Annotated in this window: 24 protein-coding genes and 8 pseudogenes; 17 read left to right on the top strand and 15 right to left on the bottom strand. The window is 45.7% G+C overall.

From position 1 onward, the window contains the following. From BDD30_RS24175 to BDD30_RS10105, 6 genes and pseudogenes are all read right to left on the bottom strand, one after another. The gene (locus tag BDD30_RS24175; protein ID WP_249039929.1) at nucleotides 1-633 is read right to left on the bottom strand and encodes a restriction endonuclease subunit S; all 633 of its coding nucleotides are present in this window, start codon (nucleotides 631-633) and stop codon (nucleotides 1-3) included. Next, nucleotides 610-2,154: pseudogene (locus tag BDD30_RS10120) on the bottom strand (type I restriction-modification system subunit M); the annotation flags it as partial. The pseudogene BDD30_RS10120 and the gene BDD30_RS24175, both read right to left, overlap by 24 nt. Nucleotides 2,155-2,199: 45 nt before the next feature. Then, a complete protein-coding gene (locus tag BDD30_RS23565; protein WP_158307083.1) occupies nucleotides 2,200-2,376 on the bottom strand; it encodes a hypothetical protein in 177 nt (58 codons plus the stop codon). A 38-nt stretch (nucleotides 2,377-2,414) separates the two neighbouring features. After that, a pseudogene (locus BDD30_RS10115) lies at nucleotides 2,415-2,992 on the bottom strand (rolling circle replication-associated protein). A gap of 211 nt (nucleotides 2,993-3,203) precedes the next feature. After that, a complete protein-coding gene (locus tag BDD30_RS10110) occupies nucleotides 3,204-3,800 on the bottom strand; it encodes a hypothetical protein (protein ID WP_015836045.1) in 597 nt (198 codons plus the stop codon). Nucleotides 3,801-3,894: 94 nt separating this feature from the next. Continuing rightward, on the bottom strand, nucleotides 3,895-4,101 hold the full coding sequence (locus BDD30_RS10105) for a helix-turn-helix transcriptional regulator (protein WP_015836044.1): 207 nt from the start codon (nucleotides 4,099-4,101) through the stop codon (nucleotides 3,895-3,897). A gap of 647 nt (nucleotides 4,102-4,748) precedes the next feature. On the opposite strand from BDD30_RS10105, the gene BDD30_RS10100 reads away from it, so the two are divergent. From BDD30_RS10100 to BDD30_RS10030, 15 genes and pseudogenes are all read left to right on the top strand, one after another. Then, on the top strand, nucleotides 4,749-5,261 hold the full coding sequence (locus BDD30_RS10100) for a hypothetical protein (RefSeq protein WP_015836043.1): 513 nt from the start codon (nucleotides 4,749-4,751) through the stop codon (nucleotides 5,259-5,261). Then, a pseudogene (locus tag BDD30_RS10095) lies at nucleotides 5,185-5,958 on the top strand (GTPase family protein); the annotation flags it as partial. The gene BDD30_RS10100 and the pseudogene BDD30_RS10095, both read left to right, overlap by 77 nt. Nucleotides 5,959-6,170: 212 nt before the next feature. After that, on the top strand, nucleotides 6,171-6,872 hold the full coding sequence (locus tag BDD30_RS10090) for a WYL domain-containing protein (protein WP_015836041.1): 702 nt from the start codon (nucleotides 6,171-6,173) through the stop codon (nucleotides 6,870-6,872). Nucleotides 6,873-6,877: 5 nt separating this feature from the next. Next, nucleotides 6,878-7,510, top strand: coding sequence for a hypothetical protein (locus tag BDD30_RS10085; protein ID WP_015836040.1), 633 nt, complete (start codon nucleotides 6,878-6,880; stop codon nucleotides 7,508-7,510). A 168-nt stretch (nucleotides 7,511-7,678) separates the two neighbouring features. Then, nucleotides 7,679-8,090, top strand: a pseudogene (locus BDD30_RS10080) (IrmA family protein). A 119-nt stretch (nucleotides 8,091-8,209) separates the two neighbouring features. Next, on the top strand, nucleotides 8,210-9,031 hold the full coding sequence (locus tag BDD30_RS10075) for a DUF932 domain-containing protein (protein WP_015836037.1): 822 nt from the start codon (nucleotides 8,210-8,212) through the stop codon (nucleotides 9,029-9,031). 65 nt (nucleotides 9,032-9,096) lie between these two features. Then, nucleotides 9,097-9,567 (top strand): RadC family protein, encoded by a 471-nt coding sequence (gene radC, locus BDD30_RS10070; RefSeq protein WP_015836036.1) that lies wholly within the window; start codon nucleotides 9,097-9,099, stop codon nucleotides 9,565-9,567. Nucleotides 9,568-9,579: 12 nt separating this feature from the next. After that, nucleotides 9,580-9,903, top strand: a complete 324-nt coding sequence (locus tag BDD30_RS10065) for a type IV toxin-antitoxin system YeeU family antitoxin (protein ID WP_015836035.1) — start codon at nucleotides 9,580-9,582, stop codon at nucleotides 9,901-9,903. A 34-nt stretch (nucleotides 9,904-9,937) separates the two neighbouring features. Further along, a pseudogene (locus BDD30_RS10060) lies at nucleotides 9,938-10,257 on the top strand (TA system toxin CbtA family protein). 113 nt (nucleotides 10,258-10,370) lie between these two features. After that, a pseudogene (locus tag BDD30_RS10055) lies at nucleotides 10,371-11,205 on the top strand (DUF4942 domain-containing protein). A 74-nt stretch (nucleotides 11,206-11,279) separates the two neighbouring features. Beyond that, nucleotides 11,280-11,675 (top strand): DUF6088 family protein, encoded by a 396-nt coding sequence (locus BDD30_RS10050; RefSeq protein ID WP_015836032.1) that lies wholly within the window; start codon nucleotides 11,280-11,282, stop codon nucleotides 11,673-11,675. Continuing rightward, complete coding sequence (locus BDD30_RS10045) at nucleotides 11,668-12,618, top strand: nucleotidyl transferase AbiEii/AbiGii toxin family protein (protein WP_015836031.1); 951 nt, start codon at nucleotides 11,668-11,670, stop codon at nucleotides 12,616-12,618. The genes BDD30_RS10050 and BDD30_RS10045 overlap by 8 nt, the downstream gene beginning before the upstream one ends. Before the next feature lie 317 nt (nucleotides 12,619-12,935). Continuing rightward, a pseudogene (locus BDD30_RS10040) lies at nucleotides 12,936-13,091 on the top strand (Arm DNA-binding domain-containing protein); the annotation flags it as partial. Nucleotides 13,092-13,138: 47 nt separating this feature from the next. Beyond that, complete coding sequence (locus BDD30_RS10035) at nucleotides 13,139-13,645, top strand: helix-turn-helix domain-containing protein (RefSeq protein WP_012776365.1); 507 nt, start codon at nucleotides 13,139-13,141, stop codon at nucleotides 13,643-13,645. Further along, complete coding sequence (locus BDD30_RS10030) at nucleotides 13,555-14,487, top strand: IS3 family transposase (protein WP_121302549.1); 933 nt, start codon at nucleotides 13,555-13,557, stop codon at nucleotides 14,485-14,487. The genes BDD30_RS10035 and BDD30_RS10030 overlap by 91 nt, the downstream gene beginning before the upstream one ends. Here BDD30_RS10030 and BDD30_RS25025 read toward each other — a convergent pair. The 3 genes and pseudogenes from BDD30_RS25025 to BDD30_RS10020 form a co-directional block, all read right to left on the bottom strand. Then, a pseudogene (locus BDD30_RS25025) lies at nucleotides 14,488-14,613 on the bottom strand (H-NS family histone-like protein); the annotation flags it as partial. It abuts the gene before it with no gap. Between the two features lie 507 nt (nucleotides 14,614-15,120). After that, nucleotides 15,121-16,008, bottom strand: coding sequence for a PDDEXK family nuclease (locus BDD30_RS10025; RefSeq protein ID WP_041382500.1), 888 nt, complete (start codon nucleotides 16,006-16,008; stop codon nucleotides 15,121-15,123). Beyond that, nucleotides 15,998-16,192 (bottom strand): helix-turn-helix domain-containing protein, encoded by a 195-nt coding sequence (locus BDD30_RS10020; RefSeq protein WP_231849246.1) that lies wholly within the window; start codon nucleotides 16,190-16,192, stop codon nucleotides 15,998-16,000. Before BDD30_RS10020 ends, BDD30_RS10025 begins: the two co-directional genes overlap by 11 nt. A gap of 176 nt (nucleotides 16,193-16,368) precedes the next feature. Here BDD30_RS10020 and BDD30_RS10015 point away from each other — a divergent pair, with 176 nt between their 5' ends. Both BDD30_RS10015 and BDD30_RS10010 read left to right on the top strand, forming a co-directional pair. Beyond that, nucleotides 16,369-17,622, top strand: a complete 1,254-nt coding sequence (locus tag BDD30_RS10015) for a DNA-methyltransferase (protein ID WP_015836027.1) — start codon at nucleotides 16,369-16,371, stop codon at nucleotides 17,620-17,622. 214 nt (nucleotides 17,623-17,836) lie between these two features. Next, entirely contained in the window at nucleotides 17,837-18,109 is a 273-nt protein-coding gene (locus BDD30_RS10010; RefSeq protein ID WP_041382498.1) for a hypothetical protein, read from the top strand. 214 nt (nucleotides 18,110-18,323) lie between these two features. Here BDD30_RS10010 and fecE read toward each other — a convergent pair whose 3' ends face one another. From fecE to fecR, 6 genes are all read right to left on the bottom strand, one after another. Continuing rightward, a complete protein-coding gene (gene fecE, locus BDD30_RS10005; protein ID WP_015836026.1) occupies nucleotides 18,324-19,091 on the bottom strand; it encodes a Fe(3+) dicitrate ABC transporter ATP-binding protein FecE in 768 nt (255 codons plus the stop codon). Then, entirely contained in the window at nucleotides 19,092-20,048 is a 957-nt protein-coding gene (gene fecD, locus BDD30_RS10000) for a Fe(3+) dicitrate ABC transporter permease subunit FecD (protein WP_015836025.1), read from the bottom strand. It abuts the gene before it with no gap. Next, complete coding sequence (fecC, locus tag BDD30_RS09995) at nucleotides 20,045-21,043, bottom strand: iron-dicitrate ABC transporter permease FecC (protein ID WP_015836024.1); 999 nt, start codon at nucleotides 21,041-21,043, stop codon at nucleotides 20,045-20,047. Before fecC ends, fecD begins: the two co-directional genes overlap by 4 nt. After that, entirely contained in the window at nucleotides 21,040-21,948 is a 909-nt protein-coding gene (locus BDD30_RS09990; protein WP_015836023.1) for a Fe(3+) dicitrate ABC transporter substrate-binding protein FecB, read from the bottom strand. The genes fecC and BDD30_RS09990 overlap by 4 nt, the downstream gene beginning before the upstream one ends. Nucleotides 21,949-22,007: 59 nt before the next feature. Next, nucleotides 22,008-24,368 (bottom strand): TonB-dependent Fe(3+) dicitrate receptor FecA, encoded by a 2,361-nt coding sequence (gene fecA / locus BDD30_RS09985; RefSeq protein WP_015836022.1) that lies wholly within the window; start codon nucleotides 24,366-24,368, stop codon nucleotides 22,008-22,010. A gap of 84 nt (nucleotides 24,369-24,452) precedes the next feature. Then, a complete protein-coding gene (gene fecR / locus BDD30_RS09980; RefSeq protein ID WP_015836021.1) occupies nucleotides 24,453-25,418 on the bottom strand; it encodes a ferric citrate uptake sigma factor regulator FecR in 966 nt (321 codons plus the stop codon).

Below are 25,418 nucleotides of genomic sequence, written 5' to 3'. Positions count from 1 at the left end.
TCACGCCTCTAACACATCCGGCTTCGGGAAGCTAAGTAGCGTATCCCGATAATATTCGTACTGCTTATTACGCAGGGTAAGCTCAGTGGTAAGCTCAGTGGTAAGCGAAGTAAATTTATCCAGAATTCGTACGATTTCAGACTGTATGGCAAGGGACTTCTCTGGATTGTCCGGGCAGGGGATTGGGAATTCAAGTTTTTCAAGTACTGACTTTGAGAGGCGCGGAATACTGGCACGGCGTACTTGCCCTGAAATTTTATTTTTTTGTGTCAACAAAAAATGAAACAGAAATCTGTCATTTATGTATTCTGGTGTGATTGCAAAATGAACATCATCGGCCGCCCAAAATTCATCTTCGCTATAACCAATTTCACCGGCAGCACCCGCACAGATAATGAACGAAGATTGTGCGGCGACATTAGATTCATGATAGTAACCTAGTGGTGTCATGCTGTTCTGATAAACTGCATATTTGCCACTGATTTCTAATTGAGATTTTACAAGCCGTCTACCACGCTGAAGATCGACAACATCTCCCAATGGCTTCCATTCGACCTCAGCCCCATCCAACAGTTTTTCCAGATAGTTCAACCCACTAATGCCTGCGTCCTCACTGCCTCCAATCTCTGCCACAATCGCATCAATGTCTTTGCGTAACTGATCGATTTTGCTGACGGTAGTTTTCAGTTCGGCATTCAGTTCCGTAATATCAACGATTTCTCGGGTGTCTTTGGCTTCCACGTAGCTGCTGACAGACAGGTTGTAATCATTCCCGGCCACTTGTTCGAAGGCTACTGATTTTGCCAGATGGTCAACATCTGATTTACTGCTGAACACCTGCATGATCTGAGCAATATGGGCATCGGTGAGAATGTTGTTATTGGTTTCTTTTTTAAACAGACCGCTGGCATCGATGAACTGCACGCTGGTATCTGTTTTGTGCTTTGACAGCACCAGAATGTTAACGGCAATGGTAGTGCCGAAGAACAGGTTTGGTGCGAGTGAAATCACCGTCTCAACATAGTTGTTATCAACCAGATACTGGCGGATTTTCTGCTCTGCACCGCCACGGTAGAAAATACCCGGGAAGCAGACAATCGCCGCACGGCCTTTGGCGGACAGGTAGTTCAGCGCATGAAGCACAAACGCAAAGTCAGCTTTTGATTTTGGTGCCAGCACGCCTGCTGGTGCGAAACGCTCATCGTTAATCAGCGTCGGGTCGTCACTGCCAATCCATTTCACCGAATACGGCGGGTTCGAAACAATCGCATCAAACGGCTTTTCATCGCCAAAGTGTGGTTCAGTCAGGGTATTGCCCAACCTGATATCAAACTTGTCGTAGTTGATATTGTGCAGAAACATGTTCATACGTGCCAAGTTGAACGTCGTATGGTTAATCTCCTGACCGAAAAAACCTTCCTCAATGATGTGGTTATCAAAATGTTTCTTCGCCTGCAGCAGCAGTGAACCCGAGCCTGCTGCCGGGTCGTAGATTTTATTGACGTGGGTCTGACCGTGCATTGCCAGTTGTGCAATCAGTTTTGAAACGTGCTGTGGCGTAAAGAATTCTCCGCCAGACTTACCGGCATTCGCCGCATAGTTAGAAATCAGGAACTCGTACGCATCACCGAACAGGTCAATCTGGTGGTCGTTAAAGTTACCCAGTTTTAAACCTTCGACACCTTTCAGAACGGCGGCCAGACGGCTATTTTTGTCTTTAACGGTGTTACCCAGACGGTTACTGGTGGTGTCAAAATCAGCAAAAAGGCCTTTAATGTCAGCTTCAGACGGGTAACCATAAGCCGAGCTTTCAATGGCGACAAAAATGCTGTTTAGATCAGCATTCAACCTGTCGTTGGTACTGGCTTTAGCTGCAACGTTGCAGAATAGCTGGCTCGGGTAAATGAAATAGCCTTTGGTTTTGATGGCATCATCTTTGATGTCATCGGTAATGATACTGTCATCCAACGCAGCATAGTGGATGCTGTCATCACCGGCTTCGATGTAACTGGAGAAGTTTTCACTGATAAAGCGGTAAAAAAGCGCACCAAGGACATACTGCTTAAAATCCCATCCATCTACCGAGCCTCTGACATCGTTAGCGATGGCCCAGATTTGACGATGTAGTTCTGCACGCTGTTGAAAGCTTGTCATTTTTTATCCTGTGTTCGGTTCTTAGCAACTGCTGTTGACGAGATTTTACCGCAATTTGTTCTCAACGACTTTACCTATATCAGATCCAGTTATGCCTTTTCCGGTAAGTGGCTTCGTAGAGGCAGAAAGGCTATGCCAGTTACCCGTATCTGTGTGCATTGTAAAAATTTGATTATTTACTGTTGCTGCAGCAATCGTTTTCTGGTCTGCCGCATTGGGCATCAGAGCGTATCCTGCAGCAGATAAACCTGCATACCTGTTCAGTTGAGTCGCAGGGGAAGCCGTGGACGACCTGTCAGCGGACGCTCAGGTACTTCGTTGCAGCCGTGGAGTAGCAAGCCCTCCTTCTGTTGGATTTTTGTCATATGGCGAGTACCTGCCTTATGTTGGTAATACTTCCAGGATCGTTGTAGTGAACAGGGATATTGATATTTGCTCGATAGTGTTCCTTGTACTCACAACGGTGGTGCCATCCTTCCCTGTCTGTGATGTTGCTCCATAGCTCGCCCGCTTTTTCAGCTCATGGATAGGTTATCTGGGTCCGATTACCATCTAACCAGAAGACTGCATGGGCGTGGTAGCGGTGATCCTCAGTCCACTCTATGACCCAGAAATAACCTACTACGGCTCGCAGGCTCATCATGTTTTTCATTAACAACTGGATATCCAGCTCCAGTTGGTGGTGTCCAGGTTGTGCAAATCTAGGCGTTCCGTTTTTGTAGAACAGATCTATTCGAATAGCCCGCAGGCAAGCATACCGGTTGATCATACTATCCGTATGCCAGTTCAAGACAGACTCCAGAAACCAGTCTGGTGTCCAGGATTGTTTAATATTCATATGGTTATTTCCTGACCGCTGCTTGGATCAGCCATGTAGAGGAAGGTAATCCCCCGGCAAGAAGCTGAGGGATGGATTATTAATGGGCAGATCTGTAGGGAGGTTGAAGAGGAATATAAAAAAGGGAGTGCCTATTAATTATATTAATTAACCGATATTAATTTTAACTACCCGAATCATCTATTAGCCCTTACAGAACAAGACTTGAGGCTCAAATCAGCGGATCGAGTACTGTACGATAGGCAAAACAGATGTACTCATCCATCTTGCTGGTAAGCATGTGGTTCTCAGCCTGACGGTCATTGACCCAGCTATTTACCTCCTCGCTTGTTTTGAATTTTAGACTTTCAACCCAATCAGCAAGACAATTCCCCAACATCAAATCGTACCAGCATAGCCAGACAAGCTTGAGACGGAGCTCAGTCCCTCTAAACTGCTGAAACAGGCTGGTGAGCTTATTTGCCAGTGAACGTTGTTTTAAACGGACACATTCGGAAAGCAGAACACCTTCAAGCATGGGATGGTGTGCCAGCAAGTGATCCTGCGTTAATAAGCTTACGCTCATGTCATCATCTATCGATAATGATGCTGCCGTTAAATTTCCGTAAATAAGCCGGTGTAGCCAGTGGGGCACAATAGCAATAACAGCTTCTTTCCCAGGGAAACTTAGACAGCCAATCGTTAGACTATGATAGTGATATATGTTTTGATGGCACATTCCCTGCCTGACAGTCAGCTTAGTAAAATCTGTCAACCAAGTCTGGTAGTATTTATGAAGTTCTTCGTAACGTGGTTTATAGTCTTTCATGGTTCATATTCTTTCTGGCTTAAATTACAGGTAGTAGAAAGTCGCTGGGGAGCCGGATAACTATCTTCGTACTGCGGGTTTATCTCGGTTGTGATTACTGACGGGAAAGGTCGATACGTTCCTGAAGCCAGGCTTCAACTTCGCTTTTTAACCAGCGGGAGCTACGACCCATTTTTATTGGTTTTGGGAAAACATCTTCTTTAATTAACTTATAGAACCACTTATCAGTTAAACCAGTCAGACTGGTGATAAATGCCATATTGACAAACTGGTCTTCTAAAAGAGAAGGGTGGGTATTCATTATTCGATTCTCCGGTTAAGAAAGGTAAGCCGGATTCGTGATGTTTGATAACGACCACGTGCTTCGGCATACCAACCCGGTAATCTGTAAAAAATTGAAGATCGTTTACCTCTATGCCACTACGGACCTATAGGCGAATTGAATCGATATGTGCTTCCTCATACCGATCCGTTAGTCATTAGCTACTGAGTATCCTGAACGCCACTACATACCAATTTCTTGTCTGCCATTGAATACTGCATTAAGCGAAGTTTTTTTCATTGAATGTCAAAAGACCGCTAAGTGCGGGAGTGAATAAAACGTCCGCTTCTTTCCTTGGTAGTTACTGAGCAGTCAATCGAGTTGATGGTAGAAGGACATAACTGCTGAATCTGGCTACGATTTTTGTGTAGAACATCATGGGGTAGGTTTCGTCGTGTGTTATAAGTAGAAGACTGTATTTTTGATGCGGAAAAGACCATGCGTCATCTCTAACTTATTGATATTGTATCTTGTAACTGAAATTACACCCTACACTTTTACTACGTTATTACACTGTTTTTATATCATTTTTTCCTTCAAAAAAAGTATGATTTACATCTGGATTTGCTTCTTTTACTCTTGAGTGAAATGATGGAAAACAACCATTCTGGAACAGGAGGGGTACCATGGAAGAGTATGAATTCGATGAACGGGAAATGCGAAAAAAGAGACAGAGACAGGCAAGTCGCCTAAAGTGGTTGAGGAAAAACCCTAGGGCAATGCATTTCTTTCTCTTTCATTTACTAACGAAGAAAACCGTAGCACTTGCTAGTACGAACGTCCGATCTTATCTAGCTGTGCCACAATTTCATGTCCATGACCCCGAAGTGACCATGTCCCCACAAAATATGGGAAGAATGAATAAAAGCGAGATAGACTCTCAGGGTTTAGACCTGAATTTGCAGGACTTGGATCTAAATTTGTCTTCACCAAAATGTGAGCAAGCTAATGGATTAGACTTCTCAAGGATAACAAATACGGATGTCATCCCAGATGTAATGGAAAAAATAATCGATGTCATTTTGAAAATGTATCCATCGACGAGGTTAGTAGACCAAGCTATACGAACCGATCATTGGCATCATGGGCAAAACAGGTGCGGGAAAATCGTCACTCTGCAACGCGCTGTTCCAGGGTGAGGTCACACCTGTCAGCGATATCGACGCCTGCACCCGTGACGTGCTGCGATTGCGGCTGCGAAGTGGTGAGCATAGCCTGATACTTGTAGACCTACCTGGCGTAGGCGAGAGCGAGCAACGAGATGAAGAGTATGAATATCTGTATCGCAAAGTTCTGCCTGAGCTGGATCTCATCCTATGGATTATTAAAGCTGACGATCGTGCTTTCTCCATCGATGAACGTTTCTACCGGCGAGTGATAGCTGGCTACCAACAGCGGGTGCTGTTTGTTGTTAATCAGGCTGACAAAATAGAACCAAGCCATGAATGGAATTCTATCAGCAATACGCCTTCACATAATCAGTCGGCAAATATGGAGGCCAGACTAGAATCCATTCGCCATCTTTTTTCATCGCATCTTCCGGTGTGTGCCGTTTCAGCCAGGAAAGAATGGAATCTGCCGTCAATGGTAGAAACGATGATGCGTTGCCTGCCGGACCGTGCCGCCAGCCCATTGGCTACACAACTGCATGGGAGGTTATGCAGTGAACCGGTAAAAAAGCAGGCTCGTGAAGGCTTTGGCGATGCGGTTGGGGAGGTATTTGATTCTGCGGAAGCGGCATCATTTATTCCCGCGCCACTAAAAATGGTTATTCGTACTATTCGTGAGGTGGTGGTATCTGTTGCCCGTGCCGTTTGGGACTGGATTTTCTTCTGAGCAGGCTTATCTGCAATTATCTTCGGGACATACGCTGTCCGTTCTGATGTTCTATAGGTTGCTGAATTTCGACAGTTTCCCCTTTATGCCCCGTCACGCTTGATTTTGGCATCAGTAAAAAATACGTCTTTTTATGTCCATTCCCTGTCCCACCCTCTCGTTAGAATAATCGTTTTATTTTCAGCTAATTATCTCACTGGAGAACCTGCCTCATGGTTCAGGTTGAACGTCGTCATGATCGGCTTGCCGTCCGACTGTCGTTAATTATCAGCCGACTGGTGGCTGGCGAAACACTGGATTTGCGAGCGCTGGCAATGGAATTTGGCGTGTCGGTTCGAACTCTGCGCCGGGACTTTCGGGAACGGCTGATGTATCTGGACCTGGAGTATCGCAAAGGCCGGTGCCGCTTGTTATCCGGTAGCCGCCAAAGGGAGCTGGCGGTAATGACATTTGCCCGCCAGTCAGGCGTTGAAGCACTGTTTCCTGATATGGATAACAACCTGGTCAGTTCACTGCTGAGCGGCCCAGGGGAGTCTCCTTGCCTTATCTGGCAGGGAGCTGCCCAGATTTCATCCCCAGACTCAGGCGTATTCACTCGGTTGGTGAGTGCGATATCGGAGAATCGAAAGGTGACGCTGCTCGGTAACGGTTGCCGGTGTACGGGCCTTGCTCCCTACCGGCTGGTTCTGCGTGAAGGCGAGTGGTATCTGACGGGTGAGCATCAGGAACGGATTGCCGTCTTTCCCCTGACCGATATTCGGACGGTCACGCTCCACAATGGCAGCTTCGCTCCTGATATAGCGATGCGCGACATCCTCTCTCATCCGGATTTTCTTCAGGCTTTACCACACTTTCGCTTTTTCCATTCATTGCTTGTCGCAACTGACGGCGGGCTTATACCTCAGAAGGAATAACCACGATGAAATTATTTACCACAACATTGCTGGCTGCCAGCATTTGTCTGGGTACAGTTTTTCCGGCTGATGCTGGAAATATTGTCGGCTCTGTCAAAGCCTGGCAGTACATGCAGGCTGATGGCTGGAAATCCGCCGATGGTACGGATGACAACAAGCTGCACAATATGCTCTACCAGGCCAATGTTATTGATAACTACCCGTGGACGAAGCAGTTTTTGCTACGTACCCGTGGTGGTGGTGCAATTTTCCTGGCCGATAAGAAAACCCACACCATTCGTCAACTAAAACTGAGTCCTGTCGGTGAAACCTACAATGATATTGAAACGGTTTATCAGGGAGATGATAAAGGGGAAGGCTGCTACTTCGCCATTATAGACAACCAGTCCTCAGCCCGATACGAAGCGGAGCAAAGTGTTCTCTACAGCTACCCTAAGGTCGATAATATTGATAACGAACTGGCTAAAGTCAGGCAGAAATTCAGCCCACAAGTAGTTACAGTCATTCCGGATAACTGCGTAGATAAACAACAGCAGGCCGTGTTGGTGGCTAAACGTTCGGAAGAAGATCGGAAACTACAGCAATGGGTGGCGCAGCAAAGCCTGGCGGAATTGTGTCGTCGCACAGGCAACTGCTAATTTCTTCTCAATAACCATCAAAGGAAAAGAATGATGGAAAAGGATTATCAGAAGGTTATCGCTATACCTTCTCCCACAATGGTAAAGATATTTGCAAAGCCTGATTGCAGCAATCTCCTGCCATTCGTCAATCGAACTGCTAAAGCCTTATCAATCATTGTCGGTTTAATGTTGTGCCATCCATCCTACGCTTACGCAGATGAACAACGCTATATCAGCGTCCGCAGCACCGATACTGTATGGACTCCCGGTAATATCTGCGCGTATCAGTTCCGTCTGGATAATGGTGGTAGCTAGTGTGGGTTTTGGCCCATTGTCTATTTCGCTGCGGCTGAAAGACAAGGCGGGCAACACGCTGGCGACGGGAACAATGCATGTTGCTCCTTTTGGCGACAGCGATGCTACTCGTTCTCAGGAAGCTTTTTTGGAGCATGAATGTGTCGAAAACGTCAGCGCTGTTGAAATCATGAAGGCGAGCGAAGAGCGCAACGGCCATCAGGTTAAACTGCCACTGTCCGTTTTCGACCCACAGTATTACCAGCCACTGTCAGTATCGGTTGCCGGGAATAAGGCATCATAGCTGGCTTAGATTTGCATCTGCCTAACATCAACTTAGCACAATCCTTCACTACACATCAGGCCATGCCTCCTTCGGGAAGCATGGCCTTTTCGTTTTTAATCTCTAAAAAAGGAATAGCCATGACCCGATTAGCCAGCCGCTTTGGTGCGGTTAACCTGGTACGCCGTGACCGCCCGCTAACCCGTGATGAACTGGCGCATTATGTGCCGAGTGTCTTCAGCGAAGAAAAGCATGAATCCCGTAGTGAGCGCTATACCTACATCCCGACCATCACTCTACTCGATAACCTGCAGCGCGAAGGCTTTCAGCCGTTCTTTGCCTGCCAGACGCGAGTGCGTGATCTGAGTAAACGCGAGCATACCAAACATATGTTACGTCTCCGCCGGGAGGGGCAAATCACCGGTAAGCAGGTGCCGGAAATCATTCTACTTAACAGTCATGACGGCTCCAGCTCGTACCAGATGCTGCCGGGGCTATTCAGATCGGTTTGCCAGAATGGACTGATTTGCGGGGAGAGTTTTGGTGAGGTGCGCGTGCCGCATAAAGGCAATGTGGTGGAGAAAGTCATTGAAGGGGCCTACGAAGTGCTGGGAATATTTGACCGGGTGGAAGAAAAGCGAGACGCCATGCAGTCGCTGTTGTTACCACCACCCACTCAGCAGGCAATGGCTAAAGCGGCATTAACTTATCGCTTTGGTGAAGAGCATCAACCAGTGACGGAATCGCAAATCCTTTCCCCGCGCCGCTGGCAGGATGAGAGTAACGACCTGTGGACCACTTATCAGCGCATTCAGGAAAACCTGATCAAAGGCGGACTGTCGGGGCGAACGACCAAAGGTAAACGCGCCCATACACGCGCTGTTAAAGGTATCGACGGTGATGTAAAGCTCAACCGCGCTCTGTGGGTGATGGCTGAGAATATGCTGCAGCTTGCTTCATGAACCTTTTTATCACCCTTCAGGCCCTGCTAATAAACCAGCGGGGCTGTTTGTTTTAAGGAACCATTATGTCTGCATGCAATTTATCCCCGGTATTTCCTGCAAATGAGCAGCGGGTCATCCGGCGAGCGTTACGACTGCTGGAAAAATACCAGCGTCAGCCTAGTGAGCCTTTTACCTCCACCAGCCTCACCAAAACCTGGTTGCAACTACAGATGGCTCATCAGGAGCGTGAAGTTTTTATCGTGTTGTATCTCGACAACCAGCACTGTCTGCTGGAACGAGAAATACTATTTACCGGCACGCTCAGTCATACCGAGGTTCATCCCCGCGAAGTGGTTAAATTGGCCCTAAAGTACAATGCCGCAGCGGTAATTCTGGCGCACAATCATCCATCGGGTACGACGGACATCAGTCAGCAGGACAAACATATTACCCAGCGGATCGTGAAAGCCTTGGCACTGGTGGAAGTGCGCGTGCTGGATCATCTCGTGGTTGGAAACGAAGTGGTGTCTTTTGCCGAGCAGGGTTTGCTTTAAACGGAGGTACCCATGTCATTAACACCATCTCAGGAATGGGGGCTACAAAGCGATATCACCCCACGCTTTGGGGCAAGATTGGTTCAGGAGGGTAATCGGCTGCATTACCTGGCTGACAGGGCTGGGTTGACGGGGGGCTTTACCCCGAAGCAACTGCAGAAACTGGATCAGGCTTTCCCGCTATTTATCGGTCAACTGGAAGCAATGCTGCGTTCCGGTGAGCTAAATCCACAGCAGCAACATCAGGTGACCATTCAACTTATGGGGTTAATCTGTATAGCTGATACCCGTGGTAGCTGCGGCTACGTTTATCTCACTATTTATCCAGCCCAGTAACAACTTCTCTCTTTCTTTTCTCAGGACACTACTTATGCACATTTCATCTGTACCGGCCACGGGGCCGGTTGCGTTACGTCTGTCGCCCGTACAGGTCTGGCAGCAACTTTTAACGTATCTGCTAGATACCATTACGGCCTAACGCTTAACGATACGCCATTCCATAATGACGCGGCCATCCAGGAGCATATAGAAGCGGGAATAACACTTGCTGATGCGGTGAATTTCCTGGTAGAGCGTTATGAACTGATATGCACCGACCGTAAAGGATTCACTTGGCAGGAGCAAGCACCATTCCTGACCGCCACCGATATTCTCAGAGCCAGACGTGTTACCGGCCTGATGAATACGTAAATTCTTCGAGCTTCGTTCCTGATTTTTACCTCTGAACTTCCCACCCTTTTTATTCATCGCATAATGCGCCTGCCGCTCCTGGCAGGCGTGTTTGCTTTTATGGACGATTGACGATGCAAGCAGAACCCTACGTATTGACGGAACACAATGAACTCATCCTCTCGACCAATATCGAACGTATTGTGACTGGCCGCGATACTGCACTGGTGCAGATTAAACAGATTATCGAGCAGCTTGATGCTATATCCCGGTTAACCTCAGAAGTCGGCGGAGGTACAGCGCAAGACTGGGCTATGAAGTCAGGTCACCGGTACGATAGCTGGCTGAATGAAGACGTTGATAAAGCGATACCTGCGATCACCCGCAATATAGACCGCAGCATCTGGCGAGACCTGATGTTGAAATCCGGCATGATGGCTTTGATGGATGCGCAGGCCCGCGACCAGTGGCATAAGAACCTTGAAGAGGGCGACCTCCCTGCAATCAGTGAGGGGAATATCCTCAACACCTTTGAGCAGTTGCATCTCAACAAAATGGATGTCTTCGAACGTGGGATCATCAACGTCTTCAAAGGGCTATCATGGGATTACAAAACCAATAGTCCCTGCAGCTTTGGTAAGAAGATTATCATTAACAATCTGGTGACGTATAACCGCTGGGGCTTTAGTCTGAACTGGGGCTGGCGGCGAGATCAACTGGCAGACCTGGAGCGGATGCTGTTTCTTCTTGATGGTAAACCGATTCCTGAAAGTCGTGGTGATGTCACTACCTCGGCTGATGGATCACATTCGGGACAACCCTTCGAAGGATGCTTACGAAGATGATTTCTTCAGTATCCGTTACTTTCAGAAGGGCACTGCGCACATAACCTTTAAGCGTCTGGAATTGATTGAGCGGATGAATGATATCATCGCCAGACACTATCCGGAAATGCTGGCTGCGAGGTAGGTTAGGTGTCGTATGTTTGCTGTTAAAAGTGTCGTATGTTTGCTATGATGAAGAAACGAACAAAGGAGGATGACATGACCATAAAAGCTCGTATTCAGTCACGGCTGAAACGCTCAAAGCGTTATGTTTTCACTCGTGACAATTTCAAAGATCTTGCTGGCTACGATCAAATTGGCAGAGCACTGCGTGAACTGGTGAAGGAAGGGCAACTGCTGAAAGTAGGTTATGGCGTCTACACCAAAGCGCGGCAAAATGCGATTACCGGTAAGCTGATGCCTGCTGCTCCCGGAGGTTCTGTTGCGGTAATGATTGAGGCGTTGGAACGTCTGAAAGTGGATTACCGTCTGGCAGGAGCAACAAGTGCTTACAACAGTGGTAAATCTACCCAGATCCCCGCGTCACTTGAAATCAAAACCTCACCACGTTTTAAGAGAACATTGTCAGTAGGGAGCAGCAAACTAAATGGATGATTTAACAAAGCTATTCCCGGACGTTGCCGATGCTCTAGGCATTGAATCAGTTGCAATTGTAGAGAAAGATCATTACATCGTTGAGTTATTGCGATTGCTCCAGCCTCTGTCCTTTGATACGCATCAGCTGGTTTTTGCCGGTGGAACAGCATTGTCAAAAGCGGGTATATCTTTGAACAGGATGTCGGAGGACGTGGACATTAAGCTTGTTCCTGTCGCCGGTTTTTCCCAGCAATATTCCAGAGGCCAGCGTAAAGACATTCGTAAGGGTATTATTCAGACCATTATCGAAACGATTACAGCCTCAGGTACGTTTCGCATGGATGAAGGGTATCCAAAGGTTACTCGTGATGAATATCGCTATAATGAAATTTCGGTGCGCTACCCACAGGAATATGCACAAATTCCCTGCTTAAGGCCATTTATTAAACTGGAACTGATGGAAACGGGTTTGCTTGAGGCTGCGGAAAACCGTGTTATTAGCTCATTGGTAATGGATCTAACAAAGAAGGGTGAAGTAGTGAGGGCTTTTCCCTGCGCAACTATCGCCAGCACGCAGGCTGAAAAGCTGATTTCGATGATGCGCAGAACGGCTGCAAGTATGAGTGATGTGGAACGTGTAGTAGATGAATCATTGGTGCGTCATATCTACGACAATTTTTGTATTGTTAGAGAAAAAGGTGCTGATGTTCCTGTTTTAAAGCAATTCGTGCAGGAATGCATTGAGCAGGATATTGAACGTTACGGTGACCAGTATCCTGAATTCTGCGAGTCGCCTGTTGAAGAACTAAAAATGGGGCTGGAAGAACTTGAGAGCAATCCTGTTTATAAGGAACGCTATCTGCGGTTCGTCACACCAATGGTATTCGGTGAAAGCCACGTTTCATGGGAAGATGCCTATACCTGCTTCCGCAAAACGACATTGGATGTGTTTGATGCATAGCGCCAGGGATACGCTTGATGGTGAGCATCTTCCCAGGTAATTCGAGTCCCAAAATCAACGATTTAATGTGTTGGTATCGATGTTGGTACATTATCTAATTATTATTTTTTATTTGTTTTAAATCAAAGGATTACTAATTATGTGCGAGTCCGGCCTTCGCACCATTTGACCTTCCAGAGATGTCCATAATCTTTCATAACTATCTGAAAAAACAACAAATTACTTAGTTTTTGAGTCTATAATCGTCCATTCGTATCCGTTGACATCCATGATATTTGGGGGTCATTTCTTTTCGATAATGAGTTGACCCCCAAATTATGCCTTTAACAGACATGGAAGCTCGTGCGGCAAAGCCCCGTGAAAAAGAATATAAACTTACCGATGTACAAGGTTTGTATCTTCTCATCAAACCCAATGGCTCAAAACGCTGGTATCTGAAATATCGGTTTGCGGGTAAAGAAAGCCGGATTGCTTGAAGTGACCCCCAATAGTTGGACAACCACTTACTGGGGGTTTTTTTATGTCTAAATATAGTCGTGAACTAAAAATCATTATTGCTAAACGATGTCTAGCAGGTAACACATCGGATAAGCTATCAGCGGAATATTCAATCTCTTCTCGACAAATTCGATACTGGGCTCAAGTTGTTGCCATTCATGGCGATAACGCCTTTTTGCCAACGTCTCACTCTCTTTGTGCTGTAACAAAATTCCAAGCTTTAAAATTAATGTGGACACATGATTGGTCTCTCACTCACACTAGTGCAGTTCTCAATTTAACGACTCCAGGTACCTTATCAGTCTGGCTTGATAAGTATAATGAAACCGGTATCAAAGGACTCGAAAGTCATCAGCGAGGAAGACCCCCAATGAAATCCCGACCTAAAACCCCGCCGAAGTCTGATGACAAAATGACAGTTGAGGAACTTAAAGAAGAATTAGCTTATTTGCGTGCAGAAAATGCTGTCCTAAAAAAGTTAGAAGAGCTGGAACAGAAGAAACGCCCACTAGCAAAGAAAAAGCGTTAATTGTTTTAGCTCTTAAAAAGAAATATCCATTAAAGCACTTACTTTGTGCCATTAATCTTGCAAGAAGCGTGTTTTACTATCAATGCCAAGCGCTTAAAAAAACGCGTGCTTATGAACAAGAAATAGAGATGATTAAAACTATCTATCATGAGCATAAAGGTCGTTATGGCTATCGCCGCATTCATTTAGCATTGAGAAAAAATGGCTTTAAAATCAATCATAAAACAGTCCAACGATTAATGGGGCAATTAAACCTAAAATCCACGGTAAGGCCGAAGAAATATCGTTCTTATCGTGGGGAAGTTGGAAAAACAGCACCGAATTGGTTGGCAAGAGATTTTCGCGCGACAAAACCTAATGAGAAATGGGTAACGGATGTGACGGAATTTAAAGTGAATGAACAAAAAGTCTATCTATCACCTATTATTGACTTATTTAATCAAGAAGTTATCGCTTACAACGTGGCGAAAAAGGCGAGTCTGCCTTTAGTGACAGAGATGCTAAAAGGGGCATTAGATGGGCTAGATGCTCACTCTAAGCCACTCATTCACAGTGATCAAGGTTGGCAATATCGGCATAGGGCTTATCAAAAGCAACTTGCTGATAAAGATATTAAACAAAGTATGTCGAGGAAAGGGAACTGTTTGGATAATGCGATGGCAGAAAACTTTTTTGCCTTACTCAAAACAGAAATGTATCACCAGCAGCACTTTAAAAGTGCGGATGAACTGATTGAAAAAATAGAAGAATACATTGAATATTACAATACAAAACGGATCAAGGTGAAATTAAAAGGCCTAACTCCGATAGAATATCGAAACCAGGCCTTACACGCCGTTTAACTAAAATGTCCAACTTTCTGGGGTCAGTTCAGCTTTAGGTGCATTATTTTCACGTAGTTCTTCTATAACTACGGTAAGTTTTTCTAGTATCTCTTCCAGTGTTTCCAGATTTACTTCACGCGATAGAGGTCGTAATTTTCAAATATTGTTTAATAATTCAATTGTTTCGTTCATTGGATAATTCTCCTTGGTAAATTATGTATACGCTGATACTGCCTTATCTTTTTGGACAAAAGCAACTTAACTTTTACAATCAATTTATAATTATTCGGAAAATGATATACTGTGAGGGGTTAAATTGGATTGGATAAGATAAATTTCAAACACTATTATATCTTATCTGTATGTTACAGACAGATTTGAATAGTTGCAGAATATGCAACCTTTGGAATTTTCTTTATGACTTATAATGAAGGCAAATGTCGCGATACTCAAAAGTATACGTTGATACTATCGCTCTACAGATGAGGGGATTAGCTAGTACAAATTATAGCATTCTGCTTTCAAATATCTCTCAATATAAATCTTTGGTTATCTATGGAAAATACTTATTGGCTATTCCGAAGTGTGTAGTTGTGTTAAATATTATTTAAAAACAACCTTATGAAAAAGGTTGTTTTTATTAATATTGTATTAGAAAGGGGCTTTCAAGAACTCAAATCCCTCGGAGTTTTTGAAAATTTCAAAATTTGTCTCTTCATCTCTATAATTAGTTTTTTGCAATTCATACAACGACCCATTTGCTCCTAAAAATGGGGCATCATGCGAAAATTCGTCAGGAGCAAACCCGATGCATATTAAGGGTAAAGAAACCTGTGAAAGATAAGATCTGTTCTTTAATTCTTGAAATGAACCATTTCTATTTGATACGGGCCATATCCTTGTAGCAGAGCTTTTCTTATCGATACTTGTTATAAAACAACCACCATCTATTTGACCTTGGTGAAACAATCCGTTTAGTTTGTTTATAGCCCTAAATGAGCTTGCAACATTACCTGTTTCAAATTCGACACCAATTTTATAACGATAGGATACATATTTTTCTTCAAAAAAATCCTTTATATTTTCAAGTAGTGGCAGGTTAAAGCAGAGTCTATCGGCATACATACCATAAAACATTGGAAATAGGTTGTAGATGACATTCTCTGCAAGTTTTTTGGATTCTATATATTCAAAGGCTACATCCAATATCCGTCTTTTATCTTTTAATTTATATGCAAGTCCATTATATTCTATGCTAATGAAGCCATCTATTCGTTGTAATAGTAAGCTTGTTTCCCCTAAACAATCAGGTAGTAGACTTAGATTTTTTTGGAATTTACTTGATATGAAAGATGCAGAGTTCATTACGCAAGGTGTAATTCTATTGTTGTTTTGCTTTCTCATAAATGAAGAATCATTGATTATAAATTTATTATCAATGGTTTTTATTTCATTTAAAGCGTGAATAACTTTATTTTTAACTATCTCTGCAATCTCATTAGGAAGAAATCCATCGTCTAATTCTATATTAGTTATCATTATCAACCTCGATATCTCTGAGAAACTCTTCTATAGGTATTTCTAAGACTGTCAGTATTTGAAGAAGCTGATATAGGGAGATGTGTTGTCTGCCATTTTCAATCCGTGATAAGGTTGCCCTATCGATACCAGTTGCATTCTGGATATCATTTTGGCTGAGGCCCCTATGAGATCTTGCAACCATCAATCTGCTACCAACTATCGATGCGAAAGATTTTCTGTTGATTTTCATCAAGCTATCAATCCGTTCTGTCATTTTAAGTGAGATGTTAACAGGCGATGGACTATGAGGGAGTGACAGATTCTCACGATTATGAGATGCTACTTGCAGTGTGAATTTATCAAAGTGTGGTTTATCAAATGGGTTATTCTGATCAATTTCTTAAAACTTTGGGAAAGGTTGATTCTACTTCTAAAACTTACAATGAAATAAGTAAGAAAACATCTATTCCTGTGGAAACACTTAAGTATTATAATCAGAGAAATATTATGCCTAGCGGAAATGACCTTTCTGTTCTTTGTCGTGCATATAATATTACCCCTCTTTATTTTCAACTGAATATGGGACATATAGATATGAATATTCTGGAATTGATTCAAAGAAATGCATCATTAATATATGATAAACTTAATTGCTCCTATTCAGAAAGTGAAAACTGTATTAATAGTGGTGATGAACCTATCTTAGCTTTACAAACCGAAAATGGCACTTTGTATCATGGTGACTGCTTGAATATTAGTAAGGTAATTCAGAGCGATACAGTTGATATGGTATTTGCTGATCCTCCATTCAATCTTGATAAATTATATCCTTCTAAAATGGACGATAACTTAAAAGAGGAAGAATATATTAAGTGGACCCATCGGTGGTTGGATGAATGCATTAGAATACTAAAGCCGGGGGGGGCATTTTTCCTCTGGAATTTGCCTGTATGGAATAGTAAGATAGCAAGCTTCTTACATGGCAGGCTTAATTTCAAACACTGGATAGCTGTTGATATGAAAAATAATATGCCGATCCAGGGGCGTTTATATCCTTCACATTATTCTCTTTTATATTTTATTAAGGGAGAAAAAGCTAATACATTCGAACCTGATAGATTACCGGTTCAAACTTGCCCTAAATGCTTCGGTGATCTTAAAGATTACGGAGGGTATAAAAGCAAAATGAATCCTCTTGGTATTAATCTAACCGATGTCTGGTATGACATTCCTCCGGTTAGACATAAAAAATATAAAAAAAGAAATGGTGCTAATGAATTAAGTATAAAAGTTCTTGATAGAGTCATCGAAATGTCAACCAAAGAAGGTGATTTAATTTTTGATCCTTTTGGTGGTTCAGGTACAACTTATGTAATCGCAGAGATTAAAAACAGGAAATGGATCGGATCTGAAATTGATAATTGTGACATTATCAAGGAACGTTTTGATAATATATCTGAAGATAAGGAACATTTAGTCAATATTCGTGACAAGCTCAATTCTCTTTTTCCACCTACTATTAGGTTAGAGAGAGAAAAAAGAGGACTATGGACTGTAGAAAGTATTAGAGAAAAGAATGCTAATAAAGTAAAAAATAAATTGAGCAAGAATGATATCGATCCTACTCAATAATTAAAGCTTCTTGGTGAGAATGATAATTAATATTTATTAAATCATCGGATAAATAAACATTATGATCAGGAATTGCTATATAGCAATTCCTGTATCGATGATGGCAATGAAGGCGGTAGCTGCTCTTGAATTGGATTGTTTTAGAGTTATTCAAAGCATTTAACTCCATTTAATATCAAATTGTGTCGATTAATTGCACTATCGAGGTGGTTTTATGGATTTTGTTAACCTTGTCGAAAGCAATGGACCGGCAACTAAAATAAGTATGGCTGAATTTCAGCGTCGAAATTTTATAGCACGGCTTTCCCACTACCACGAAACTGAAAATCCAGAAATCTGTCCGTTAAGTACCAAATCAAAACGATTTAAAGGTTTATCCAAATCAACGGACTTTGAAGAGGCAAAAAGAATAAAGGCTAGGTTTTATCGGTTCAAAAACCCCAAACAAGGTAAACTCAGTCAGACGGACTTCACCAAAGAAGGTTAATGTCGCTGATAGTTTCAGTATCTGGGGATATAAAGACATGGTCATATTTTGTGAGTGGGCATGTCCTTTTGATAGAAAAACAGATTGTACATTTCATAGTCGATGTATTCATAATTCAGCTATACTTGGATTGCCCACGTTCGTAGACACATCTGGCCTATGGTTGTAAGCCAGTGAAATTATGTGAGAGCCAACAGTTACATTAGATTCCTTCTTAACACACCACACACATGGGTTTACCTGAAATTGGCTCGGGGTGAATTTCCGTTTCAATGTTGAATACTTGCTGCAATAATTCCGGTGTCATAACTTCCCCGGGTGAGCCCTGAGCGACAACTTGCCCCTGCGAAAGCAGCACCAGGTGGTCACAGTACCGGCTGGCCTGATTGAGGTCATGCAGTACTGTCACTACCGTTTTTCCTTCGTTGTTCAGTTCACGTAGCAGCTTCATCAATTCCACCTGATGGTTGATGTCCAAGTACGTAGTGGGTTCGTCGAGCAATAGCACTGGCGTATCTTGGGCCAGGACCATCGCCAGAAAAGCGCGCTGGCGTTGCCCGCCAGAGAGGTCGGTAACGCGTTTATCAGCAAGATGGCTAATCTGCGTTTTTTCCATTGCTTGTTGTACAAGACGATGATCCTCAGATGCTAAACGCCCCCAGAATGTAAGCCAGGGGCTGCGTCCGTATGCAACCAGTTCACAAACGGCGATCCCTTCAGGCGTGAGAGGGTGTTGCGGCAAAAGCGCCAGATGTCTGGCGAGCTGGCGTGAGGAGAAGTGCGCTAAAGATTCACTATTTATTGTTAACTTGCCGGATAATGGTGTTAATAGTCTTGAAAAGCATTTTAGTAATGTCGATTTCCCGCAGCCATTGGGGCCGAGCAGTGCCGTGATTTTCCCGGTCGGGAGAGTGAGCGACAGGTCATTTAGAATGCGTTTCTCCCCGTAGCCTGCATATAACTTTTCCGTAGTCAGTTGCATTTAACGTATCCTCACTAAAAGCCAGAAGAAATAAGGGGCGCCAATGATGGCGGTCAATACGCCCGCAGGTAGTTCCATCGGTGGATTTATGGTTCTTGCCAGCAAATCGGCTAGTAGCAGAACCAGTGCTCCCATAAGCATGGATGTTGGTATAAGCCAGCGATGCCGACCTCCTACAAGCCTACGAACGAGATGGGGTACCACGAGGCTGATAAAGCCAATCGGCCCGCAAACGGCGACGCCTGTTGCGGCAAGTGCTACTGCTAATATTAGTCCCCAAGATTGTACGTGTAGGAGCGAAACGCCCAGTGTGTTGGCGCTGTCATCACCAAGCGCCAGTAAATCTAAATCGCGACAAAAGCGCAGGCTGAGTGGCATCAGTATCATCAGTACTGGTAGAGCTATAGCCACAAACTGCCAGTCACGTCCCCACAGACTGCCTGTCAGCCACAGAAGCGCGTTGTTGATATCTTGTGGACGTGAGAGCATCAGGTAGTCGGTAATGCTTGTCCAAGTAGCTGAAAGTGCTATGCCAACCAGTGCAAGGCGTAGCGGTGAAGATGGTCCGGCAATTGCCCGCAGCAGGATTAGTGCGGCCATTCCTCCGCCAAAAGCGAGCAGTGGCAGCCACAGCACTGGTAGGGAAGGGAAAAGGATCAGTGCGCTGATGGACGCCAGGCTTGCTGCATGATTTACCCCCAGCACATCGGGGGAGGCCAGTGGATTACGAATAATACCCTGAACCAGAACGCCGGAAAGTGCCAGTGCAGCGCCTACAGTGATGGCCAGTAAAATACGTGGTAGGCGGTACTGCATTAGCACAAAATGGTGTTCGTCACTGGGTTGCCAGCCGCTGATTAATGCTTCCCAAGGAAGCGGTTGTGCACCCATGCGTAGCGCCAGCACCAGCGTAACCGTTAGCAGCAACATCAAAAGTAAGATAACCTGACGATTCATGCTCGCCTCCTTGCCAGCCATACGAAGCAAGGAGCGCCAATCAGAGCCAATACCGCACCTGCCGGGAGTTCTCCAGGCCAGGCCAGTGCACGGGCCAGTAAATCCGCAAGTAACATAAATACCGCTCCCAGCAACATACACATTGGGAGTGTGCTGCGCAGATCGTAGCCAACCCAGAAACGTGCCAGATGCGGCATTAGCAGGCCAATAAATACGATCGGACCAGCAACACTGACACAGGCCCCTACCAGAATCAGCACCGTCAGATTGACGAAGGTACGTAGGTACGTCAGGTTCACGCCAAGCGTATGGGCACTGACATCGCCAGCGTTAAGCAGGTTAAGCGATTTCGCCAATAACAAAACTACGGGCGCAATGACCACCACGAAAGGGAATAGTTGCCAGAATTCAGGCCAGCGGACATGGGAAACCCCACCCGCCAGCCAATAGAAAATGCCGTAAGCATGATCTTCAGCAAGCAGTAGCGTAATACGTGTTAGTGCCATACATAAGGCAGATAAAGCAATGCCCGCCAGAATCAGCCGGTTGCGGTCGTATTTTTGCTGCCAGCTGCCACTTGCGGCCATCACCATCATCCAGCTGATTCCACCGCCGCAGGCTGCTACTAGGGAAATGGAATATCCGGCTAGTGGTGCTGGACTGAAAGCGCTGACCAGCGCCATTGCCAGCGCTGCGCCACTGTTAATTCCTAGTAAGGAAGGTGAGGCTAGAGGATTATGGGTAAGTGTCTGGAGTAGTGCACCAGCCAGCGCCAGAGCCGCACCGAGTAAAATGGCAACCAGACTGCGTGGTAGCCTCAGATTGATAACTAGTGTTTCAGGCAGCGTCGGTGTATGACCGGGCATCAGTGCCTTGAGCGCGCTGATGGCAGGAATGGGAATAGCAGAATAGCAAAACAGGCTTAACCAGAACGCGCTAAATAGTGCAACCAGCGGTAATCCCCAACGCAAGACCGGATGATGGTGGAGTTTCATGGTGTTTCGTTAACCGGCTGGTGATGGAAGATTTTTACTGCATCACGGCCAATGCGTTCAGCAGCAAATATCCCCCGCATGCGTGCCCAGGTGTTGCTGTCTACCGCTGCTATTTGGTGCTTGTGCTGTGCTGTCATCATTTGCCACAGAGTATCTTGCTGCCAGCGTTTCACGATGCTTTCCTGGCGATAATGGGCCACGATAAGCCAGTCAGGATTGAGTGCCAGTAACTGTTCAAGGCTGAGAGAAACCATTGCTGCGTGGTTAACTGGCGTGGGAACCTTCAACCCTAATGCGGTTAAGACGCTGCCGGTATAGGTGTCGCTGGAGTGCAGGTTAAATTGTTGTTCGCGCGAGGTGCCAAAAACCACATTGACACCTTGTGGCAACTGACTGGCATAGCCTTTCATACGTTCATGGTGCTCTGCCAGTTGTTTCTGCATCTCACTATCTTTTCCCATTACTTTGCCGATGGTCGCAGCAGATTGCAGGTTTTCTTCGTAAGTTTCGTTGCGGGATTTTAGCAGCAGGACGGGGGCGATGCCCTTGAGTGCTCGATAAATCCCCGCGTGGCGTTGGCTATCTGCAATGATGAGATCAGGCTTCAACGCGCTGATAGCTTCAAGGCTTGGCTGGGCGCGAGAGCCTGTTGATTGCCAGGGCTTAATACGTTGGCGAACATCCGTTAGGATGCGTTGTGGATCATTATCATCGGCAATACCCACCGGGCTGATATTAATGGCAGCCAACGCATCGGCAAACGATAATTCCAGCACGACCACGCGCTGGGGAATGGTATTGAGGGTAAAACTGCCCTGCTCATCTTGCACCGTGACTGCGAGAGCGTAGGTCAGGTTGGTGAAGAAAAGCAAAGCGATAAACATAGCTCGAATCAGGGCATACATAACTTAACTCCAGAAATAGCAAAGCCGGGCAATAGCCCGGCGAAAGGATTAACGTAGCGTCAGAACTTCAGCGAACCCTGCATATAGAGCGTGCGCGGTTGCCCGGCGTAGATGCCTTTATTGTTATCATCATAGGAACGGGTGTAATACTCGTGGTCGAAAATGTTTTTCACCCCAACGGCCAGAGTTAGGTTAGCCATTTGTGGGCCGAAGTCATATGCCACGCGCGCGTCCCACAACATAAAGCCAGGAATGCGACCGGTGCTACCATCTGCGCTTTCCTGTATGGTATTAGCGTTATCAGCAAACTGGCTAGACTGGAATTCGCTATTGAGGTTGAAGGTCCAGTTGCCCGGTTTGTAATCCATACCCAATGTACCTTTATGTTTCGGTGAGAACGGCACTTGATTCCCGTAGGTATCGCCTTCTTCACGAATTTCCGCGTTTACATACGTGTAGTTGGCATAAACCGAAACGTTCTCCAGTTTGGGCGTAAGCTCGGAAAAATCGTAACGTGCCTGAGTTTCTAGCCCGGTGTGTCGGGTTTTCCCACGTGCCGTAACGGTATCGTTGGTCTGGTTGGAGTCGTACTGATTGTTGAAGTTAATCAGGAACAGCCCCATTTCCGCAGTCAGTGCGCCATCGTCGTAGCGGGTTCCGACTTCCCAGGTTCGCGCTTTTTCTGGTTCTACATTACCGCTTCGCACCGCCTTACCAATTTGGCTGTACTGTACGGTACCGAACGAACCTTCTGTATTGGCATAAAGATTCCAGTTGCCAGTGACGTGATAAAGAACATTGAGCGCAGGCAGCGGTGCATTGTAGCTTACTTCTTGGCGGGTGCCTTTCAGGTTGTTGTTTTGGATGGATTCGATATGTTCAAATCGTATCCCTGGCGTGATGGTCCAATTGCCAATATCAATGCGATCGTCAATGTACCAGGCATGTGCTTCGGTGCCGGAGCGGGTATTACGGTCATAAGGACTCGACGTGCTGGGTAATTCGCCGCTGCTGGTGGCGGTGTAATAACGCATTTCGTGACTGGATTCATTCACGTAACGGTAGCCAATTCCTACCTCATGGGCTGAAGGCCCTAAATTGAAGATCTGGCTATAGCGTGGTTCGATGCTGCGTACCCAATATTCTCGTGGGGAAAGGGTAATGCGCTTGCCCTGCTCAAGATAACCGCTGCGCAAGGTATGAGTATATAAGCCTTGAATATTGAATTTGTGTTGTTGGTCGGGCTGATACTGATAGCTGAGGCTTGCGAGCTGACGGCGGCCCCAGAAGCGATCATATGGGCGAGTGGATTGCCAGCGATTGGCATCGTAATCGGCGCGTGAAAGGCCCCCGGGCATATCTGCTCTGCCATCGTAATATTGCAGCAAGCTGTTGAAGGTATGTACTTCATTGGGGGCATAGCGGCTTTTGAGCATCACATCGTCAATGTGCGTAGCGCTGTGCTCACGCCAGTCGCTGCCGCGTGTGCTGGAGTAAAGAAGCGCTGTGCCAAAACCGTTAGCTGCTGTACCACCAATCATCAAGTTATGGGTTTCTTTTGGGTTATTTTGTGAGGATGTGGGGCTAAGCTGGCCTTCTACACTTGCCTCAATACCAAAATCCTGTGGGATAGCGCGGGTCACGAAATTCACTACACCACCTACGCTTTGTGGTCCGTAGCGCACAGCACCACCACCGCGTACCACATCTACGGCGTCCATGTTGCCAAGAGATACTGGTGCCAACGACAACTGTGGCTGGCCGTAGGGCGCATAGGGCACTGGAACGCCATCCATCAGAACTGTAGAGCGGCTGGCGAGACGCGGGTTCAGGCCACGAATGCCGAAGTTCATTGCCAGATCGTGGCTGCCGGTACCGTTGTTTTCCGGTGCATTGACGCCCGGAATGCGGTTCAGCACTTCACGCATGGTTGTTGCACCTGTTTTAGCAAAATCTTCACGGCGGATGACATCACGTGCACCGGCATGTTCAAACACGTCAACTTCACGCGCACTACCTAACCAGTCGCCTACCACGGTCAGTACGTCTTTCTGCGCAACAGGGGCGTGCTCGAGCGTGAACGTATTATCCCCCAAGGTTTTCACTTGCAAATCAGTACCGACCAGTAAGGTATTCAGCCCATCGGTGATGGAGTAATTGCCGTGTAGGCCGCTGCTTTGTTTGCCGCGTGTTAAGCTGGCATCGACCGAAAGAGTGATACCTGCACGGGTGGAATACTGATTGAGAACTTTATCCAGTTCGCCTGCATTAATGTCATAGTATGTGCTAGCTGACTCCACCGCAGCATATGTGATCCCTGAGGTTAGGCAAGCCACCGGTAACAGGCTCAAACGAATCGCCATTACCAGCGGTGCTGTTTTGTGAAGCGCGCGCAGTGGCCGTGCACGTAAAGGCATCATAACGTCTCCATAATTATTTTGTTGCTGTATTTATTTACTAAGTCGAATGAGGAGGTAAAAAGGACAATTGAAAATGATTATTTTTTACGTTAACGATTTTTCTGCGGGCAGAATATTTACCCAATAACGAGTAATGTATTGAATTTTAACGGGAAGCGTCTTTTCTATGACAGTTAATACCGTATCGGTATTTTTTATCGGGAAAGTGCCGCTTAACCGTAGCGAGGCGACAGTCGGGTCGCAGCGTAATACGCCATTGCGATAGCGGGCGAGGGTTGCTATCACTTCACTCAGTGGCTTATCGCTGAAGCTTAGTATCCCCTGTGTCCATGCGTTGTCTTCAGCGGTTGCTGTTGTCAGTTCGCCAAAATAGGTGGCGTTAAATTTTAGGCTTTCACCTTGACGCACAATATATTTACGGTCAGCGCCGGTTAGTCTCACCTCTACGGCATGTTGTTGCACGCTAAGTAGAGTGGCGTTGTCTTCCTGACGAACTGTAAATTTGGTGCCCAGTGCGGTCAATTGTGCATGGCGAGTTTGTACACGTAACAGCCTTGCTCCGATATCGTGCCCGGTGGTGATGGCAATTTCCCCATACCAAAGATGAACCAGACGTTGCTTAGGGTCAAAACGAACATCTACTGCACTTTCGGTATTGAGTGTAAGCAGAGTGCCATCGTTCAGTCGATGATGCTGAATATCTCCTTTAGCGGTACGGTAATCGGCCCGCAGACCCGCTCCTGTTTCTGAACACCACAGTTGCCAGCTACCGCCAACCCCTAGTAGTAACAGTATGCTTTTGATCATTCTGCGACGTGACAGGTGCGTTTCCTGAAGTGTGCGGCTTGCCACATTGCCGGGTACCACCAACATCTGGTTACGCAGATTTTCTATCTGCTGCCATGCCCACTGATTATCCTGATGCTGGTCGTACCAACGCTGCCATTTTTCGGTTTGCAGCGGACTTACCTGATCGCTACTCAGTACTGCGTACCAGTGCGATGCTGATTTTAAAGCCTGACGACGAGAATGGGTCAACGTGATGTTCAT

This window comes from Photorhabdus asymbiotica (genome assembly GCF_003634575.1).
Taxonomy (GTDB): domain Bacteria; phylum Pseudomonadota; class Gammaproteobacteria; order Enterobacterales; family Enterobacteriaceae; genus Photorhabdus; species Photorhabdus asymbiotica.
The sequence above is the reverse complement of the archived record's forward strand: the minus strand, read 5'-3'. Positions and strand labels throughout refer to the sequence as shown.

Bases quoted from the DNA above. Each gene is read 5' to 3' on its own strand.
- fecA (WP_015836022.1), bottom strand. From the start codon at position 24,368: ATGATGCCTTTACGTGCACGGCCACTGCGCGCGCTTCACAAAACAGCA.
- BDD30_RS10020 (WP_231849246.1), bottom strand. From the start codon at position 16,192: ATGGTTGCAAGATCTCATAGGGGCCTCAGCCAAAATGATATCCAGAAT.
- fecC (WP_015836024.1), bottom strand. From the start codon at position 21,043: ATGAAACTCCACCATCATCCGGTCTTGCGTTGGGGATTACCGCTGGTT.
- BDD30_RS10025 (WP_041382500.1), bottom strand. From the start codon at position 16,008: ATGATAACTAATATAGAATTAGACGATGGATTTCTTCCTAATGAGATT.
- fecR (WP_015836021.1), bottom strand. From the start codon at position 25,418: ATGAACATCACGTTGACCCATTCTCGTCGTCAGGCTTTAAAATCAGCA.
- fecD (WP_015836025.1), bottom strand. From the start codon at position 20,048: ATGAATCGTCAGGTTATCTTACTTTTGATGTTGCTGCTAACGGTTACG.
- BDD30_RS10035 (WP_012776365.1), top strand. From the start codon at position 13,139: ATGTCTAAATATAGTCGTGAACTAAAAATCATTATTGCTAAACGATGT.
- BDD30_RS10010 (WP_041382498.1), top strand. From the start codon at position 17,837: ATGGATTTTGTTAACCTTGTCGAAAGCAATGGACCGGCAACTAAAATA.
- BDD30_RS10085 (WP_015836040.1), top strand. From the start codon at position 6,878: ATGAAATTATTTACCACAACATTGCTGGCTGCCAGCATTTGTCTGGGT.
- BDD30_RS10065 (WP_015836035.1), top strand. From the start codon at position 9,580: ATGTCATTAACACCATCTCAGGAATGGGGGCTACAAAGCGATATCACC.
- BDD30_RS09990 (WP_015836023.1), bottom strand. From the start codon at position 21,948: ATGTATGCCCTGATTCGAGCTATGTTTATCGCTTTGCTTTTCTTCACC.
- BDD30_RS10105 (WP_015836044.1), bottom strand. From the start codon at position 4,101: ATGAATACCCACCCTTCTCTTTTAGAAGACCAGTTTGTCAATATGGCA.
- BDD30_RS10110 (WP_015836045.1), bottom strand. From the start codon at position 3,800: ATGAAAGACTATAAACCACGTTACGAAGAACTTCATAAATACTACCAG.
- BDD30_RS10015 (WP_015836027.1), top strand. From the start codon at position 16,369: ATGGGTTATTCTGATCAATTTCTTAAAACTTTGGGAAAGGTTGATTCT.
- fecE (WP_015836026.1), bottom strand. From the start codon at position 19,091: ATGCAACTGACTACGGAAAAGTTATATGCAGGCTACGGGGAGAAACGC.
- BDD30_RS10075 (WP_015836037.1), top strand. From the start codon at position 8,210: ATGACCCGATTAGCCAGCCGCTTTGGTGCGGTTAACCTGGTACGCCGT.
- radC (WP_015836036.1), top strand. From the start codon at position 9,097: ATGTCTGCATGCAATTTATCCCCGGTATTTCCTGCAAATGAGCAGCGG.
- BDD30_RS10090 (WP_015836041.1), top strand. From the start codon at position 6,171: ATGGTTCAGGTTGAACGTCGTCATGATCGGCTTGCCGTCCGACTGTCG.
- BDD30_RS10050 (WP_015836032.1), top strand. From the start codon at position 11,280: ATGACCATAAAAGCTCGTATTCAGTCACGGCTGAAACGCTCAAAGCGT.
- BDD30_RS23565 (WP_158307083.1), bottom strand. From the start codon at position 2,376: ATGCCCAATGCGGCAGACCAGAAAACGATTGCTGCAGCAACAGTAAAT.
- BDD30_RS10100 (WP_015836043.1), top strand. From the start codon at position 4,749: ATGGAAGAGTATGAATTCGATGAACGGGAAATGCGAAAAAAGAGACAG.
- BDD30_RS10045 (WP_015836031.1), top strand. From the start codon at position 11,668: ATGGATGATTTAACAAAGCTATTCCCGGACGTTGCCGATGCTCTAGGC.